At 45.3% G+C, this 15,640-nt stretch carries 13 protein-coding genes; 7 read left to right on the plus strand and 6 right to left on the minus strand.

Translation table 11 applies throughout. The annotated features are described in order from the left end of the window. Positions 1 to 7: 7 nt before the first annotated feature. The 5 genes from DX073_RS11155 (at position 8) to DX073_RS11175 (ending at position 5,379) form a co-directional block, all read left to right on the plus strand. The gene (locus DX073_RS11155) at positions 8 to 547 is read left to right on the plus strand and encodes a DUF3486 family protein (protein WP_115008114.1); all 540 of its coding nucleotides are present in this window, start codon (positions 8 to 10) and stop codon (positions 545 to 547) included. Further along, positions 544 to 2,067, plus strand: a complete 1,524-nt coding sequence (locus DX073_RS11160; RefSeq protein WP_115008115.1) for a terminase family protein — start codon at positions 544 to 546, stop codon at positions 2,065 to 2,067. The genes DX073_RS11155 and DX073_RS11160 overlap by 4 nt, the downstream gene beginning before the upstream one ends. Continuing rightward, positions 2,068 to 3,543: a DUF935 domain-containing protein gene (locus tag DX073_RS11165; protein ID WP_115008116.1), complete on the plus strand. Its 1,476-nt coding sequence runs from the start codon at positions 2,068 to 2,070 to the stop codon at positions 3,541 to 3,543. Continuing rightward, a complete protein-coding gene (locus DX073_RS11170; RefSeq protein WP_115008117.1) occupies positions 3,540 to 4,769 on the plus strand; it encodes a phage head morphogenesis protein in 1,230 nt (409 codons plus the stop codon). Before DX073_RS11165 ends, DX073_RS11170 begins: the two co-directional genes overlap by 4 nt. Positions 4,770 to 4,896: 127 nt before the next feature. Further along, a complete protein-coding gene (locus DX073_RS11175) occupies positions 4,897 to 5,379 on the plus strand; it encodes a phage virion morphogenesis protein (protein ID WP_115008118.1) in 483 nt (160 codons plus the stop codon). Positions 5,380 to 5,649: 270 nt separating this feature from the next. Here DX073_RS11175 and DX073_RS11180 read toward each other — a convergent pair whose 3' ends face one another. The 5 genes from DX073_RS11180 to DX073_RS11200 form a co-directional block, all read right to left on the minus strand. Next, complete coding sequence (locus DX073_RS11180) at positions 5,650 to 7,305, minus strand: vWA domain-containing protein (RefSeq protein ID WP_404932936.1); 1,656 nt, start codon at positions 7,303 to 7,305, stop codon at positions 5,650 to 5,652. Positions 7,306 to 7,540: 235 nt separating this feature from the next. Then, entirely contained in the window at positions 7,541 to 8,383 is an 843-nt protein-coding gene (locus DX073_RS11185) for a metallophosphoesterase (protein ID WP_115008119.1), read from the minus strand. Continuing rightward, positions 8,383 to 9,036 carry a pyridoxamine 5'-phosphate oxidase gene (gene pdxH / locus DX073_RS11190; RefSeq protein WP_115008120.1) on the minus strand — a complete coding sequence of 218 codons (654 nt, stop codon included), beginning with the start codon at positions 9,034 to 9,036 and terminating at the stop codon, positions 8,383 to 8,385. Before pdxH ends, DX073_RS11185 begins: the two co-directional genes overlap by 1 nt. 46 nt (positions 9,037 to 9,082) lie before the next feature. Continuing rightward, a complete protein-coding gene (locus tag DX073_RS11195) occupies positions 9,083 to 9,445 on the minus strand; it encodes a hypothetical protein (RefSeq protein ID WP_115008121.1) in 363 nt (120 codons plus the stop codon). Continuing rightward, a complete protein-coding gene (locus DX073_RS11200; protein ID WP_115008122.1) occupies positions 9,442 to 9,714 on the minus strand; it encodes a hypothetical protein in 273 nt (90 codons plus the stop codon). Before DX073_RS11200 ends, DX073_RS11195 begins: the two co-directional genes overlap by 4 nt. 160 nt (positions 9,715 to 9,874) lie before the next feature. On the opposite strand from DX073_RS11200, the gene DX073_RS11205 reads away from it, so the two are divergent. Beyond that, on the plus strand, positions 9,875 to 10,777 hold the full coding sequence (locus tag DX073_RS11205; protein ID WP_115005464.1) for an IS982 family transposase: 903 nt from the start codon (positions 9,875 to 9,877) through the stop codon (positions 10,775 to 10,777). Between the two features lie 105 nt (positions 10,778 to 10,882). Here DX073_RS11205 and glmM read toward each other — a convergent pair whose 3' ends face one another. After that, entirely contained in the window at positions 10,883 to 12,238 is a 1,356-nt protein-coding gene (gene glmM / locus DX073_RS11210; RefSeq protein ID WP_115008123.1) for a phosphoglucosamine mutase, read from the minus strand. Positions 12,239 to 12,629: 391 nt separating this feature from the next. On the opposite strand from glmM, the gene DX073_RS11220 reads away from it, so the two are divergent. Continuing rightward, complete coding sequence (locus DX073_RS11220) at positions 12,630 to 15,593, plus strand: insulinase family protein (RefSeq protein WP_115008125.1); 2,964 nt, start codon at positions 12,630 to 12,632, stop codon at positions 15,591 to 15,593. The last annotated feature ends 47 nt before the right edge of the window (positions 15,594 to 15,640 follow it).

Below are 15,640 nucleotides of genomic sequence, written 5' to 3' on the forward strand. Positions count from 1 at the left end.
GGGTGGTATGGCACAAAGAAGCAGTGTTGAGCGGTTGCCAGAGACTGTCCGCCACGAATTAGAACGCAAACTTGCCGACAATGGCTTTGGCAACTACACCGAGCTTGCCGAGTGGCTAAAATCGCAAGGCTATGAAATTAGCAGAAGTGCAGTGCATCGCTATGGGGCAAAAATTCAAAAACGCTTTGCCAGTATTAAGGCAAGCACCGAGGCGGCACGGCTGATTGCAGAAGGGGCGTCTGATGAGGGCGACACTCGCTCGGAAGCACTGATGGCAATGGTGCAGACCGAATTGTTTGACGCACTTGTGGAAATTGGCGATATGGACAATTTGGGGGCGGTTGAGCGATTTAATATGGTTGCCAAAGCCTCCAAAAATATTGCTGCTTTGACTTCGGCAAGTACCAATTTAAAAGAATATCAAGCCAAATTACAAGTCAAAATTGAACAAACCGCCAGCGAAGTCGCCAAAGCAGTCAAAAAAGGCGGGCTTTCAGATGAGACGGCTGACGAAATCCGCCGTAAGATTTTGGGGATTGGAGAATGAGCCAGCCAAAACGCACCAAACTTAGTCAGGAAATTAGCAACATTTCTCGCAGTCCAATGGTGTTATTGCCTTACCAACAACGCTGGTGTGCTGACACATCGGCGGTTAAAGTGTGTGAAAAATCACGGCGTATTGGCTTAACTTGGGCTGAAGCTGGCGACTCGTCTCTTTTGTCAGCTAGAACAAATGGAATGAATGTTTGGTATGTTGGCTATAACAAAGATATGGCATTAGAGTTTATCCACGACTGTGGCAACTGGGCGAAGTTTTATGGGCTGGTTGCCGAAGAAGTGGAAGAGACTGAGGAAATCTTTGTCGATGGCGATGATAGACAGGCGATTTTGGCGTTTGTCATTCGTTTTGCGTCAGGACACCGCATTACCGCCTTGTCATCTCGCCCCAACAACTTGCGTGGTAAGCAAGGGCGTGTCATCTTAGACGAAGCAGCTTTCCACGAAAACTTGCCAGAGCTATTAAAATCAGCGATGGCCCTGTTAATGTGGGGCGGTCAGGTTCATATTATTTCTACCCACGATGGGGTGGACAATGCCTTTAATGAGCTTGTCAATGACATCAGAGCAGGCAAAAAGCCTTATTCTTTACACCGCATTAGCTTTGATGATGCCATTGCCGATGGTTTATACCAACGCATTTGTCTAAGGCTTGGCATAGAGTGGACGCCAGAGGGCGAAAGGCAGTGGATAGCGGACATTCGGGCAAGTTATGGCGAGGACGCCAAAGAAGAGCTGGATTGTATTCCTAAAAATGGTGGTGGCAAATGGCTGAATCGTGCTTTAATTGAAAGTCGTATGAGCCCTTATACGCCTGTCATTCGCCTTGATAAAAGCGATGAATTTGCTTTATTGCCTGAATATAGCCGTGCCAAAGAGATTGATGACTGGATAACAGACACCTTAGAGCCACTCCTTGACGGCTTAGATAAAAGTCGTATCAGCTTTGTGGGCGAGGATTTTGCCAGAAGTGGCGACAAAACTGTGATTGTGCCACTATTGCAATACCCAAATTTAATCCTAAAACCACCCTTTATCCTAGAACTGGGCAATATGCCCTTTGCTCAGCAAGAGCAGATTATGATTGCTTTATTAAAAGGATTGCCCAATTTGCGGGGCGGAGCGTTTGATGCTCGGGGTAACGGTCAATCGCTTGCCGAAAAAATGCAGGACACATTTGGAGCGGACATTATAGAGGCTATTATGCTGTCCGAAAGTTGGTATCGCACCCACACCGCTCCTTTTAAATCCGCCCTAGAAGATGGCACACTTACCGACCTACCCAAAGACGAAGATATTTTAAACGACTTGCGAGCCTTTGAGCTCATCAATGGCGTGCCACGCATTCCCGCCACTCGCACGCAGGGTGCAGATGGTAAAAAACGCCACGGAGATGCGGGCATTGCTTTATTGCTTGCTCATTATGCCAGCCGTGAACTCAATGTTGGACAAATTAAGGTTGCCACTCGCAAAGTTAAAAGAAAAAGCAAACTCACCCAAGGATTCTAAATGACAAACCCTACCCAAGCCCCAAAACTGGACAAAAAAGAACTCTCCACCCAAATCGCCACCGCCCACCGCTATTTTGGGTTATATGGATTTAGCCAAATTTTGCCAAATCCTGACATTATCCTAAGACGACTGGGTAAATCTAGTCTGTCAGCATATCGTGAATTACTCATTGACCCCATTGTGGCAGGGGCGGTACGCCGCCGCAAGGCAAGTGTGGCGGGCTTAAATTACCGCCTTGACAGTGATTTGTCTGACAAACAGCAAACCATCATAGGCCAGATTTTTGACAGCCTAGACATTTATGGGTTGATTGGACAGATTTTAGAGGCGGTGTTGTATGGCTACCAACCTATTGAAGTGATTTGGCAGTTTAAAAATGGTGTTTGGATACCTGTCAAACTCATTGCAATCCCCCAAGAATGGACAGGCTTTGACGCTGATGGCGAGCTTTTGCTGATTGACGGCATTACCAAGATCACGCCACCACCCTTTAAAATCCTTTGCCCAACCAATAACGCCAGTTTTACCAATCCTTATGGCACAGCCGAGCTGTCTTGTGTGTATTGGGCGACTGTTTTTAAACGGGGTGGTTTAAAGTTTTGGGCGGAGTTTGCCGAAAAGTTTGGCTCGCCTTGGATTATCGGACACGAGCCTCGCTCTAACACTGATGATGATACCAATAAACTCCTTGACGCCCTAGAAGACTTAATGGGTAATGCGGTAGCGACAATCCCCAACGACAGTAGCGTGGAAATCAAAGAAGCCACAGGCAAAACAGGCTCATCACAGGTGTTTGATGATTTTATCCGTTATTGCCGTAGCGAGATTAACATTGCTCTACTGGGTCAAGACCAAACCACCGAAAAAGACACAAGCCACGCCAGTGCAATGGCAGGACTTACGGTAACAAAAGACATTCGTGATAATGATTGCCGAGTGGTGGAGAGCTGTTTTAATACACTTTTGGCGTGGATTTGTGAGCTGAATTTCCACAAGGTAAGTCCACCCAAATTTGTGCTATATGAAGACGAAATAGGCGATAAAACCCTAGCGGAGCGAGACCAGATTTTGACCGCTCTTGGCGTGTCTTTTAATCAAAGCTATTATGAGCGGGCTTATAATTTATCGGCTGATGAATTTACCCTAAATACCAAGCCAATGCCCACAAACACCGTACCAACCACCCCCAATTTTAGTGAAAAATCCTTTACACCGCAGGGTGATTTGTCTGACAAATTGGCGATAGGCGTGCCAAGTGATGATGATTTGACCGCCCAAGTGGGGCAAATGCTGGGCGATTTTGCCAGTTTGGACAGTGTTAATTTGGATAATGAAACCGCTCTTTTGGAACAATTAGCCAGTCTTTACCCCAAAATGAACATTGACGAACTACAAGACAAACTAACCCAAATGCTGTTCATTGCCGACACGCTGTCACGCCTACACACCCAAGAAGAAATGGGGATGCAATGATGAGTAGTATTGATAAACTCACAAATAAAGAGCTAAAAGCCTTATTTGATATGCCCCCAGAGCGAGCCATTGAACACCTAAAATCCAAAGGCTTGCATATCGGTTGGGATTGGACGGACACGCACGCTTTGGCTCACGCAAGAAGTTTTACAATCGCCAAAATGACCGCCCTTGATATGCTCTCCACCACCAAAAAAGCGATAGAGCAGGCAATGACAGACGGCACAGGCTATAAGAGTTTTGAAAATACCATCAAACCCTATTTGATACAGCAAGGGTGGTGGGGCGAAACGCTGGCAAGAAACCCCAAAACAGGTCAGCTTGAACAAGTCAAATTAGGCTCAAATCGTCGCCTAAAAACCATTTATCATACGAACCGCCGCACGGCAGTGATGAGTGCCAAATACGAGCGAATGAAACAGGCGACAGATACCCACCCTTATTGGCAATACTCCGCTATTTTGGACAAACGCACTCGCCCCAGCCACTCGGCAAGACACGGAGCGGTCTATGCCCACGATGACCCCTTTTGGTCGCACTCGTATCCACCAAACGGCTTTGGTTGCCGATGTACTGTCAAAGCAATCACGACAAAACAAGCCGAAAAGGTGGGCATTAAACAAGGCAATGATGAGCGAGTTTTGGGCGAAAATGGCTTTGGTGGCAGTCCTGTTGCCAGTCATTTGTTTGATAAACTTTGGTATGACAAAGCCAAACAAGCTCTAGGACAAAAACACGCTCTGCAAGAGATTGCCAAAGATATGGCATCTGATGTGCGAGTGGCAGGGTTTTTGGCGTGGGTCAGGCAAAGCCAAATCAATGGACAAGTACAGGGGCGGACTTATGGGGTGGGCGTATTGCCCCAAAAGTCCTTTGAAAGATTGGCAGAGAAAGAAGGGCTTGATTTGGATGGGCTGTCGCCTGTGGTGGGTTTTCGTGATAAGGTCATTACAGGTCGTAAAAATACACGCCATACCGTCAGTAGCGATGCCTTAGATACAACGGCCCTAGAAAAAATTATTAGAGATTTTGGCAAACCTGACTATGAATTGTGGGACACCCTTAACAGCAATTTGTTGCTTATCTATAAAACTGACAGCAAACAAGCCATAAAATTAACCATACAACACACCAAGCAAGGGGCGGAAGTTATCAGTGGTTTTTATCAAGATTTGGGGGATATAGAAGGGCAAATCAAAGGTGGGATATTTGTAAAAATCAAATGAACCCCATAGCACTGACGGACTTGAACCGTAACCAGTCTGGCATATCGTACGATATGTTACTCTCTCCGCCCACGCAGAACGGGCTATGGGGATAATTTAATTATACCAAACTTAGGAAACTTTGCCAATGCTCATCATCAACCTAGACGACAGCCAAGCCCAAAGCACTTTGGCTCAATTATTAAGAAATGCCAGCAATAGCCGTGTCATTATGCAAGGACTTGCCACAGAATTAGAGACAATGACCGCCGACAACTTTGAAAATGAAGCCTTTGGCGGACAGGCGTGGGTGCGTAAAGCCTTTGGTAATGGCAAAACCCTAACCAATACAAGCGAGCTAAGAGATAGCATTACAAGCTCGGCAAGCAGTACAACCGCCACCATTGGCACCAATATGATTTATGCTCGCATTCATCATTTTGGCGGCACAATTAGACCAGAACAAAAATCCCATCTTGTCTTTGCCACGCCAAACGGCTTTGCAAAAGTCAAATCAGTTACACTGCCTGCCCGCCCATTTTTACCCGTTTCCCCTGATGGACAATTACAAAGCGATGGCGACAGACGATTGATAGAAGTCGCCTTAGCTGCTTTAACGGCTGGCACCTAACCAAATTTCTATAAACTTAAAAACCACCCGCTACCGCCAATCTATGTGCTAAAATAGGACAACAAAAAAGACAGGCATTTTTACCTGTCTTCCCCATAAAACCACAAATCTAAACTCCGCCAACTTGTTGCACCCAGTGTAACGCTCTTGCAAAATGGTCTATCTTAACTTATCCCACATTGTTTTGAATTGTCCCATTTATTGCAGAGTGTGTGATTGGTTTATTGTGATGGGGTTTACCATCACAGACAGGCTTGTTTTTGAGACAGATTAAGGTTTTTGTGGCGTGCTAAGCTCTTTGGCGGTTTTGATAAGCTCACGCAGTTCGGCACGCAGTTCATGTTTATCAGCACCGCCCACATCAGCAAGCATGGCTTGTACGTCATCATAGGTCAGATTGCCAGTATATTGTCCGCCTTTTAGAAGTTCGGCAAAGGTCGCCACAGCAAGGGCAAGGCGTGTGTTATCGTCCGCTTTGGCGTGGTACATGGCAGGCGTGATACTTTGGGTTTGTTTGATACTTTGGGCTTGGTTGGGTAATTTATAACGAATGGCAAGTTGGGCGTATTCGCTGGCATGGGCGGTGGGGCTAGGGTTAGATGAGTAGCGTTTGTCCGCCAAATAACCTGCCACGCCCACAGGGATAATCTCATATAAGGCGGTAACGGCATGACCTGCCCCGATGTCGCCTGAGTCCACATTGTCATTATTAAAATCCGCTTCATCTAACACTCGGTTTTCATAGCCAATAAGGCGGTATTCTTTGACGGTGGCAGGGTTAAATTCTACTTGGATTTTGACATCTTGGGCGATTGTGGTGAGCGTGCTAGATAATTGGCGATGAAGGACTTTTTTGGCTTCATTGGTGCTATCAATGTAGCTATAATTGCCGTCCCCTGCGTCCGCCAACTGCTCCATTAAGTGTTCGTTATAATTACCTGTGCCAAAACCAAAGGTGGAGAGTGATACGCCTGATTTGCGTTTTTGGGCGACCATGTCTTTTAGGGTATCAAAATCGGTAATACCAACATTAAAATCACCATCAGTCATGAGTAAAATGCGATTAATACCATCTGTTTTGTGGTGTTTTTGGGCTTCAAGATATGCCATTTGTATCGCCTGCTCGCCAGCGGTGGCACCCCCTGCTTTCATCTTGTCAATGGCGTCAAGCAGTTGGCGTTTGCCTTGCTCGGTGGCATAGGTGGCAGGCAAAATCAATTTTTCGCCATCAGCATAAGTGATGATACTCACGCTGTCCACGTCTCGTAATTGGTGCGTGAGTAGGGTTAGGGTTTGTTTGACTAGGGGTAATTTATCGTTGCTGTGCATACTGCCCGAGACATCTACCAAAAAAACCAAATTGGCAGGGGGCATGGCTTGCGTGCTTGTCTCTTTGCCTTGTATGCCGATACGCAAAATCTTTGCCCCATCTTTAAAGGGCGAATCGGTCAGGGCGGTATGCACGGCAAAGGGCTCTTTGTCGCTTGGCTTGGGATAATCATAATCAAAATAATTGATAAACTCTTCGCTACGCACCGCCCCTGCTGGTGGCAATCGCCCGTCATTTAATAGACGGCGAGTGTTGGCATAACTGCCTGTGTCCACGTCTGCCCCAAAGGTAGAAATGGGGTTTTGGGCGACAGACTGCACAGGGTTGGGAGTGTGCGTGGCATAGCGTTCGGTGTTTTGGACAGGCGTGTATCCTACCCCTCTTGCCATGGGGGTAACTAACAGCATTTCACGACTGGCAAGTTTCATGCTTGCCGTGTATGCATTCATGTCTGCTGGTACTTCTAGGGCGACCACACTTGGCATGGCGACCACGTCATTATGATTGGCGGTGTCGGTGGATTTGACACTTTGACAACCTGCCAACATGACGGCAAACAGGCTTGTCATTAGGACGGATAAGGGCAGGGCTTTCATGGATACTCCTTTATTTAAAATTTGGTATGGCTCAATAAAGATATTTGGTGTTGTGAATTAACCAACCCTTTGGGTGAATTGGTCAGGATAAATTATATTGCCATTTGATAAGGCGTTGATTTTTGGGCGAATAAATTGCCCCTACATGTCCAAATTTTAAAATATATCTTATTGAACGATGTCAAAAATTTAAATTGTCCAACCATTTAATCACAAAGCAAAGCTATTGTAAAGACTATTTATCAAGAGAGACAAATACCAATTCAGGACGGTTAAACAAGCGTGGCACTCTCGTGCTTTCTCGTGCCAAGCCACGGCTCACGATAAATTTGGTGTTATTGGCATTGGCAAATTCATACAATCCGCCAGCATATTTGGGAAATAACCCTTGATTGGGGGCGTACACGCCATTGATGACAAATGGTACTCGCCATTGTCCGCCATGAGCATGACCTGCCATGATGATATCAAAAGGATAATTAAGATACGTATCAATATGCTCGGGGCGGTGGGTTAATAAAATATGGACGTGATTTTTAGTATCATTATTTAAATTATCCGTTACCGTTTTTAAATCCTTATCAAACGCTCCGCCGTCTGGGTCGGATATGCCATGAATGACGACATTGGTATTTGGCACGGATACACTTTTGCCATGAATAATTGATACGCCATGAGTGTGAATTTTAGCCATGACTTTATCATAATCAGTACGGCTTAGCCAATTTTCATGATTGCCGTCCACATAATAGGTGGGGGCAATATTGGGTAATTGGCTTAATAATTCATCAGCATTATTAAAAGGCATTTTATCATCATAAATATCCCCGCCCAATAATATCACGTCAGGTTGTTTTTGTTTTAAACCATCTATTAGCCATTTTTGATTATCGCCATAATAACAAGCGTGCAAATCGGTAATTAGGGCGATATTTAATATTTTATCACTTTGATAGCCAATATCATTAAATTGATAATCCACAACCTTTAATAAATTGCTATAAATAATAATGGCAAATAAAATGGATAAAGCGATGAGCATTCTTATCATCGCTTTTTTATATTTGTTAAAAAACATCACGGCAAGATACGCTCACGCTCCCAACCGTTTTCGCCTTTGCGATAAACAATGCGGTCGTGCATACGGTTGGCTCGCCCTTGCCAAAATTCTATTTTATCGACCAATAGACAATATCCGCCCCAAAACTCAGGCTTGGGGATATGCTCGCCAAACTGCTCGGATAGCTTGGCAAAATCGCTTTCCATGACTTCACGGCTAGCGACCACGCCACTTTGGGGGCGACTGACCCATGCGGCAAGCTGGCTGTCTTTGGGGCGTGAGTGGTAGTAAGTCTCTGATTTATCATCAGATAATTTGACCACACGCCCAGACGCTCGCACTTGGCGTTCTAGCGTATGCCAAAAAAACAGGGCTTCGGCAAATGGATTGTCCGCCAAATCCTGCCCCTTGTCGCTGTCATAATTGGTATAAAAAATCATCTGAATGTCGTCATCATTAGGGACAATCTCACGCATGAGCAAGGTACGCACGGACGGACGCCTATCCGCCCCACAGGTGGCAAGACTAAATGCATAGGCTTCGCCAATTTGCTCGGATATGGCATCATCTATCCATTTTTGTAATAAAGGATAAGGGGTGTCGCCAATGTTTTTTTCAATGAGTTCGTCTTTTTCATAGGACAGACGACTGGCACTAAAATCAATTCCCATAAGGTTTACCTTTTATTAAAATTTGGGTTAAAAATCATTTAAAAAATTATCTTAATTTATCTTGACTTGGTAATTCAAAAGGCGGATGCGTACTAATATCCACTAGTACAATTTCATCATCAAAGCGTTGATAATGCAAAATGTATTCGCTTGTCATATCGCCAAACTCGCCTGTATAATTAGGTATGCCAATATGGTAATGCCAAAGACAATATTTTTGAGCATGATTAAAATTAGCTCGCTCTTTTTTGGTGTGGGGATTGGTTGGAATAGATGATTTATTACGACCTTGCAGACCACGCAAGCCGTGTTGTTTAACATGAGCCACAAATACCAAAACCGCTTGCCTAATATTATCATCAAATGTTGGCATACGAGCTTTAAAGTCATCAGAAAAATCTATGTTCATCTTGCCAACCATTTATCAAAACTTGCCAAATCCGCCAATGCCCAATCAGGTACTCGCTGGGTATGTTTGGCACGCCCATTTTCATCGGTTTCGCCAATGGCTTTTGTCAAACGTTCTATATCAAAATGATGTTGATAAAACCAATCATAATAAGCATCTTCATCATCTTTGGCAAAAGTGGATATAAGCAATTCATCAACCGTCATACCTGCTTGCTCGGCTTTGGCAGTAATCAGCTCTATGGTGGTTAGGGGGAGGTCTAATATCATGGATTTTCTCTTTTAAATATTAAAATGATATTTTTATTTAAGGGTATTTTTAAATATAGATTTTAAAATTGGATATATAGACCCCACTCTCAACTTTCCCTTGAAATAAAAAAAGACATAGCCCAATCCAAGTTTCACCACAAAACAAAGGGAGTAAGTTATGTCTTATGATGATTTTATCATTAGTGTCTATCTTATGGTAGATGCTTTTTATAAAAATATTGTAACTAAGCCTATCAGAACCAAAGGCTATCCTCCTGCCTTATCCGATGCCGAAGTCATCACTATGGAACTTGTTGGTGAGTGTTTGGGTTTTGATACAGACAAAGGTATTTGGGCTTATTTTACCAATCATTACACTCACTACTTTCCCAAATTAGGCTCATACCCTAATTTTGCCAAACATTGTGCCAATTTGCTTTGGGTAAAAGATAAGATGATGAATGCAATCAGCATACACAGCCAGAATGAATACAACCCTTATCTGATTGACAGTTTTCCCTTGCCTGTGTGTCGTTATGGTAGAGCAAGACGAAACAAAAGCTTTAAATCCGTGGCAAGTTTTGGGTTTTGTGCAAGTCAACATGAGCATTATTTTGGCTTTAAAGGTCATCTACTGACCAGTGTACAAGGTCAAGTGATTGGCTTTGGTTTAACACCTGCCAACATTGATGATAGACAAATGGTATTTGAACTAACAGACATCCTACAAAACCAATCAAAGCAACACATCTGTCAGTTATTTGGCGACAAAGGGTATTTATCCAAAGATCTGCAAAGCGAACTTGCCAAAGCTGACATTGACTTACAAACACCGCTTAGGGACAATATGACCGATGACAGGGATAAAGGGTTTTTAAGCCATCTTAAAAAAAGCAGAAAAACCATAGAGACCGTCATCTCGCAACTGTCACAAAGATTTAACATTCAACAAACAAAAGCAAGAGATTTATGGCATCTGTCTAACCGACTTACTAGAAAGCTACTTGCCCACAGTTTTTGCATAGAGATTAACAAACAACTTGGCAACCCACCGCTTAAGTTTGAGATGATTTTTAGTTGAGAGTGGGGTATATAGGGGTAATTTATTCGCCCAAATGTTAAATTTACCATAAGGTAAACTCAATTTACCCTACACACCCATTTCAAATTATCTATGATTTAAAAATCACCCCAGCACCGCCTTTACCTTGTCCGCCAATTCTGTTGCCAATGTTTGTGCCGTATCGCCATCTTTGGCTTCAACCATAACCCGAATCACAGGCTCGGTGCCTGATTTACGAATCAATAGTCGCCCTGTGTCGCCAAGCTCGCTCTCGGCTTGGGCGAAGGCGGATTTTAGTTCGTCATTGTCATAAGGGTCGCTCATTTTGGCTAGGCGGACGTTGATGAGCGTTTGGGGGTATGGGGTATAACCCTTTGTTAAATCAGACAGTTTACCGCCTTTTTTGACCAAAATCGCCAGCACCTGCAAGCCCGCCACAATGGCGTCCCCCGTGCGTGATTTATCAAGGCAAAGAATATGCCCCGATGACTCTCCGCCAATGGTGTAGCCGTGTTTTTCAAGCTCTTGCATGACGTAGCGGTCGCCCACTTTGGCACGGACAAAATCAATGCCTTGATTTTTAAGAAAGTTTTCAAGTGCCATGTTACTCATCAGCGTACCGACCACGCCTTTTGGGGTTTCGTCCGCCCCATTGGCAAGAATGTATAAAATGGTATCGCCGTCCAAAATCTGTCCGTTTTCATCAACCATAACAATGCGGTCGCCGTCCCCGTCTAGGGCAATGCCCAAATCAGCTTTGTGTTCCAATACCAATTTTTGCAAGGTTTCGGGGTGGGTTGAACCACAGTTGTCATTGATATTTGTGCCGTTTGGCTCATTGGCATAGGCAATGACAGTCGCCCCAAGCTCACGCAAGACCCGTGGGGCAACGCTGTACCCTGCTCCGTTGGCACAGTCCACCACAATGGTTAGCCCACGCAGGTCGTATTGGTAGGGGAACGAGCCTTTGCAGTACTCAATATAACGCCCCTTAGCGTCATCAATACGGTAGCTTTTGCCAAGCTCGGTGGGGTAGTGTTCAAGGCGTGAAAGTGTGTCGCCATGTATCATCTCGTCCAATTTGGCGTTGATGGCGGATTGGGTCTCGTCTGAGATTTTTTTGCCTTCGCCTGAAAAAAACTTTACGCCATTGTCGCCATAAGGGTTGTGGCTCGCCGAGATGACCACGCCCATGTCGGCATGAAAACTTCTTGCCAAATGAGCAATGGCAGGTGTCGGCAAAGGCCCGAGTAGGTGTACGTCCACGCCTGCCGAGTTAAATCCTGCTTGCAAGGCGGATTCAATCACATAGCCCGACAGACGGGTGTCTTTACCGATAACCACGCTGGGTCGTCTGCCTGTTGTGTTTTGGGCGGTCAAAACCTGCCCTGTGGCATAGCCCAATCTTAGTAGAAAGTCAGGGGTAATGGGAAATTGTCCAAATGCCCCACGAATGCCGTCTGTACCGAAGTAGCTCATGATGATTGCCTTTTAAAATTAAAATGATAAGAAAAAAATAACCCTAAGTATACCGCCAAATCATTCTCTAATTCAATACTTTTTCAGTAGTATAAAAGTTAGGGCGTGCCTGCCCTTTATAAATTTAGAAATATTGTAGAAATAGAAGAATGTTTTTGCATGAAAAATGGCTAAATCTTGTGGCTCGAAGTCAAAAACTTATCTGATAGAATGACTATCAGCTTGCGTTTTTTCCTTGAAAAACGTGCGATTTTCCCTATTTTTCATTGCAAATACAAAAGGCAGGCACGCCCTTATCAAAAAACAAGAATTTTTATCAAAATTTACAAAAGCCTTGTTTAAATTGCAAATTTTTGCCACAATATAGCATTTTTTCATCACGGAACCATTCATGACAAATCTTAACCTACACCCTGCCTTTACCTTAAAATCTAAGCACCACATAGAAGCCCTTGATATCACGGTGCTACTTTGCGAGCATACTGCCACAGGGGCAACCCATTATCATCTGGCGTGTGATAATGACGAAAACGCCTTGATGATTGGCTTTGCCACTCAGCCCATGACTTCTCGGGGCGAAGCTCATATTCTAGAACACGTTGTCTTGTGCGGTTCACAAAAATACCCCGTACGAGACCCGTTTTTTAGCATGATTAAGCGGTCATTGCAGACCTTTATGAACGCCATGACGGCAAGCGATTGGACGGTGTACCCCTTTGCCAGTCAAAACAAAAACGATTATTTTAACCTATTATCCGTCTATCTTGATGCGGTGTTTTTCCCCAACATTCACGAGCTAGACTTTGCCCAAGAAGGCATTCGTTTGGAGCTTGACGCACAGGGGCGACCTGAATATCACGGCATTGTCTTTAATGAGATGAAAGGGGCGATGAGTGGCGAGATTGACCAGCTTTACTATGCTTTGGCACCACACCTGTATCCGACCACGACTTATCATTATAACTCAGGGGGCGACCCAAAAGAGATTGTGAAGCTGACCCATGCTGATTTGGTCAATTTTCACAAGGCTCATTATCATCCGTCCAACGCCATTATCATGAGTTTTGGCGACATTGACGTGGCGGACATTCAAGCACGCCTGCACGATGATGCCCTAGTGCGTTTTGATGATGCCGAAAAGCCGTCTCGTGGCAAAAAGTTCGTCTCCATGACCGAGACTCGCCTAAATGAGCCTGTGCAAGTCTATGACACTTATACCGCTGACGTGAGTGGCGAGAAAATGACCCATAACGTGTTGGCGTGGCTGCTACCAAGTCTTACCGACCCCAAACAGCGTCTGGCACTTCGCCTCATGGAGGGTGTGCTGATAGAACACGCAGGTTCGCCCCTAAGAGCCTACCTTGACAGCTCGCCACTTGGCACGTCCGCAAGCCCGCTACTGGGCTTGGACGACAGTCATTATGAGATGGCGTTTTATGCAGGCGTGCGTGGCTCGGAGCACAAGCTTGCCGATGATGTGGAAAACGGCATTTTGGAGCTACTTCGTTCTGTGGCGGAAAACCCCATTGATAATGAAACCATACAGACCATTTTACATCAGATAGAGTTAGACCAACGCCACATCGGGGGCGACAGTATGCCTTATGGCTTGACACTCATGCTTGAAGGGTTTGGCACGGCACTTCATGGCGGAGACCCTGTCGATGTGTGGGAGATTGATGAGCATTTGGCGTGGCTATCGGAGCAGGTCAAAGAGCCAAATTGGGTGCAAAATCTCATCAAAACGCACCTCATTGACAACCCACACCGAGTTCGCCTAACCCTATCGCCTGATAAGGACAAAGCCCAACGCTTGATAGATGATGAAAAGGCAAGTTTAGATAAGCTAAATACCACGTTAAGCGATGATGATAAAGCACTCATTCGCCAAAAGTCTGCCGAGCTTGCCACACGCCAAGCGATGATAGATGACGTGGATATTTTGCCAAAAGTGGGGCTAGATGACATTCCCAAAGCGATAAAATTCGCCCACGCCATCAAACAGCCGATAACCATTGGGCAAGACGAACGTACACTTTATGAGTATCATGCAGGGACAAATGGACTGTATTATTATCAGCTTGTCATTGATTTAAATAATGATTTGGACATTTTAAATAATCCACTATTACCGACTTATCTGGGGCTACTGTCAGAGCTGGGTACGGATAAATATGACGCACGCACGTTCCAAGCGGTGCAAGCGTCCATCTCATCAGGTGTTACCGCTCGCATTTCACAGCGTACCGACCGCCATGATAAGGAGGCGATGACAAGCTATCTAGTAGTGGCGACCCGTGCCTTAGCTCGTAAGCCTGAGGCGATTGGGCTTGTGAGCGAAGTGTTAAACGACACCATTTTTACCGAAACCGACCGCATGAGCGAGCTGTTACAGCAAAAACAAGCGTCTTGGCAATCACGTCTATCAGCAAGCGGACACAGCTACGCCATTCAGACCGCCAGTCGGAGCATGAGCAAATTATCATCGCTAGAATACGCCTACTCTGGCTTACCTGCCCTGTCGGCATTAAAGTCGTTTTTAAAGCAAAGCGAAACCGACCAAGCGGTTTGGCAAACGCTATCAGCACGCCTAGCCCAAATCCATGAGCAAGTACAAAACCTACCCAAAGACGTGATTTTGGTGTGTGAGGCGGACAAGGCGGACGAATTAAAGGCAGTGATAAAAGACGTGCTAAACACACCGCATAAGCCTGCCAAATCGTCTGTCGTGGCACATGATACGCTAGCGTTTGATGAGCTTGTCAAGGGTGATGACAATAAAGACATCGCATGGCTTATCGCCACCAATGTCTATCATAATGCCACAGCCTACCCTGCGACCACATCGGGGCATGAGGACACACCTGCCTTGACAGTGCTGGCTCCGTTTTTAAGAAATGGCTATCTGCATTCGGCAATCCGTGAAAAAGGCGGAGCGTATGGCGGTGGGGCGAGTTTTGATGCCAATTCGGCAAGTTTTCGCTTTTATAGCTACCGAGACCCGCACTGCGTGGCGACTTTTCTTCATTTTGAAAAGAGCATTGACTGGCTACTTGATAACGACCATGACGCTGATAAGTTGGAGGAGGCGATTTTGGGGATTATCGGCGGTATGGACAAACCTGCGTCCCCAGCAGGCGAGGCGGTCAAGGCGTGTTTTAGCGAGCTGCACGGTCGCACCAAAGAAATGCAAGAAGCCATACGAGCTAGGCTCTTAGCGGTAACGATAGACGACCTAAAACGAGTGGCACGCACTTATCTAAAAGATAAGCCCCACGTCAAGGCAAGCCTTGCTCCACTTGAAAAAGAAAGCCAAATGGCAGAGCTTGGGTTTGATTGTCATAAGATTGGTTGAAGTTAATGAAAAACCCCCATGCCATGTGGTGTGGGGTTTTGGTTTTT

This window comes from Moraxella lacunata, from assembly GCF_900453205.1.
Classification (GTDB): domain Bacteria; phylum Pseudomonadota; class Gammaproteobacteria; order Pseudomonadales; family Moraxellaceae; genus Moraxella; species Moraxella lacunata_B.

What these genes read in the sequence shown, in the direction of transcription:
- DX073_RS11155 (WP_115008114.1), top strand. Translation starts at nt 8, where the DNA reads ATGGCACAAAGAAGCAGTGTTGAGCGGTTGCCAGAGACTGTCCGCCAC.
- DX073_RS11160 (WP_115008115.1), top strand. Translation starts at nt 544, where the DNA reads ATGAGCCAGCCAAAACGCACCAAACTTAGTCAGGAAATTAGCAACATT.
- DX073_RS11165 (WP_115008116.1), top strand. Translation starts at nt 2,068, where the DNA reads ATGACAAACCCTACCCAAGCCCCAAAACTGGACAAAAAAGAACTCTCC.
- DX073_RS11170 (WP_115008117.1), top strand. Translation starts at nt 3,540, where the DNA reads ATGATGAGTAGTATTGATAAACTCACAAATAAAGAGCTAAAAGCCTTA.
- DX073_RS11175 (WP_115008118.1), top strand. Translation starts at nt 4,897, where the DNA reads ATGCTCATCATCAACCTAGACGACAGCCAAGCCCAAAGCACTTTGGCT.
- DX073_RS11180 (WP_404932936.1), bottom strand. Translation starts at nt 7,305, where the DNA reads ATGAAAGCCCTGCCCTTATCCGTCCTAATGACAAGCCTGTTTGCCGTC.
- DX073_RS11185 (WP_115008119.1), bottom strand. Translation starts at nt 8,383, where the DNA reads ATGTTTTTTAACAAATATAAAAAAGCGATGATAAGAATGCTCATCGCT.
- pdxH (WP_115008120.1), bottom strand. Translation starts at nt 9,036, where the DNA reads ATGGGAATTGATTTTAGTGCCAGTCGTCTGTCCTATGAAAAAGACGAA.
- DX073_RS11195 (WP_115008121.1), bottom strand. Translation starts at nt 9,445, where the DNA reads ATGAACATAGATTTTTCTGATGACTTTAAAGCTCGTATGCCAACATTT.
- DX073_RS11200 (WP_115008122.1), bottom strand. Translation starts at nt 9,714, where the DNA reads ATGATATTAGACCTCCCCCTAACCACCATAGAGCTGATTACTGCCAAA.
- DX073_RS11205 (WP_115005464.1), top strand. Translation starts at nt 9,875, where the DNA reads ATGTCTTATGATGATTTTATCATTAGTGTCTATCTTATGGTAGATGCT.
- glmM (WP_115008123.1), bottom strand. Translation starts at nt 12,238, where the DNA reads ATGAGCTACTTCGGTACAGACGGCATTCGTGGGGCATTTGGACAATTT.
- DX073_RS11220 (WP_115008125.1), top strand. Translation starts at nt 12,630, where the DNA reads ATGACAAATCTTAACCTACACCCTGCCTTTACCTTAAAATCTAAGCAC.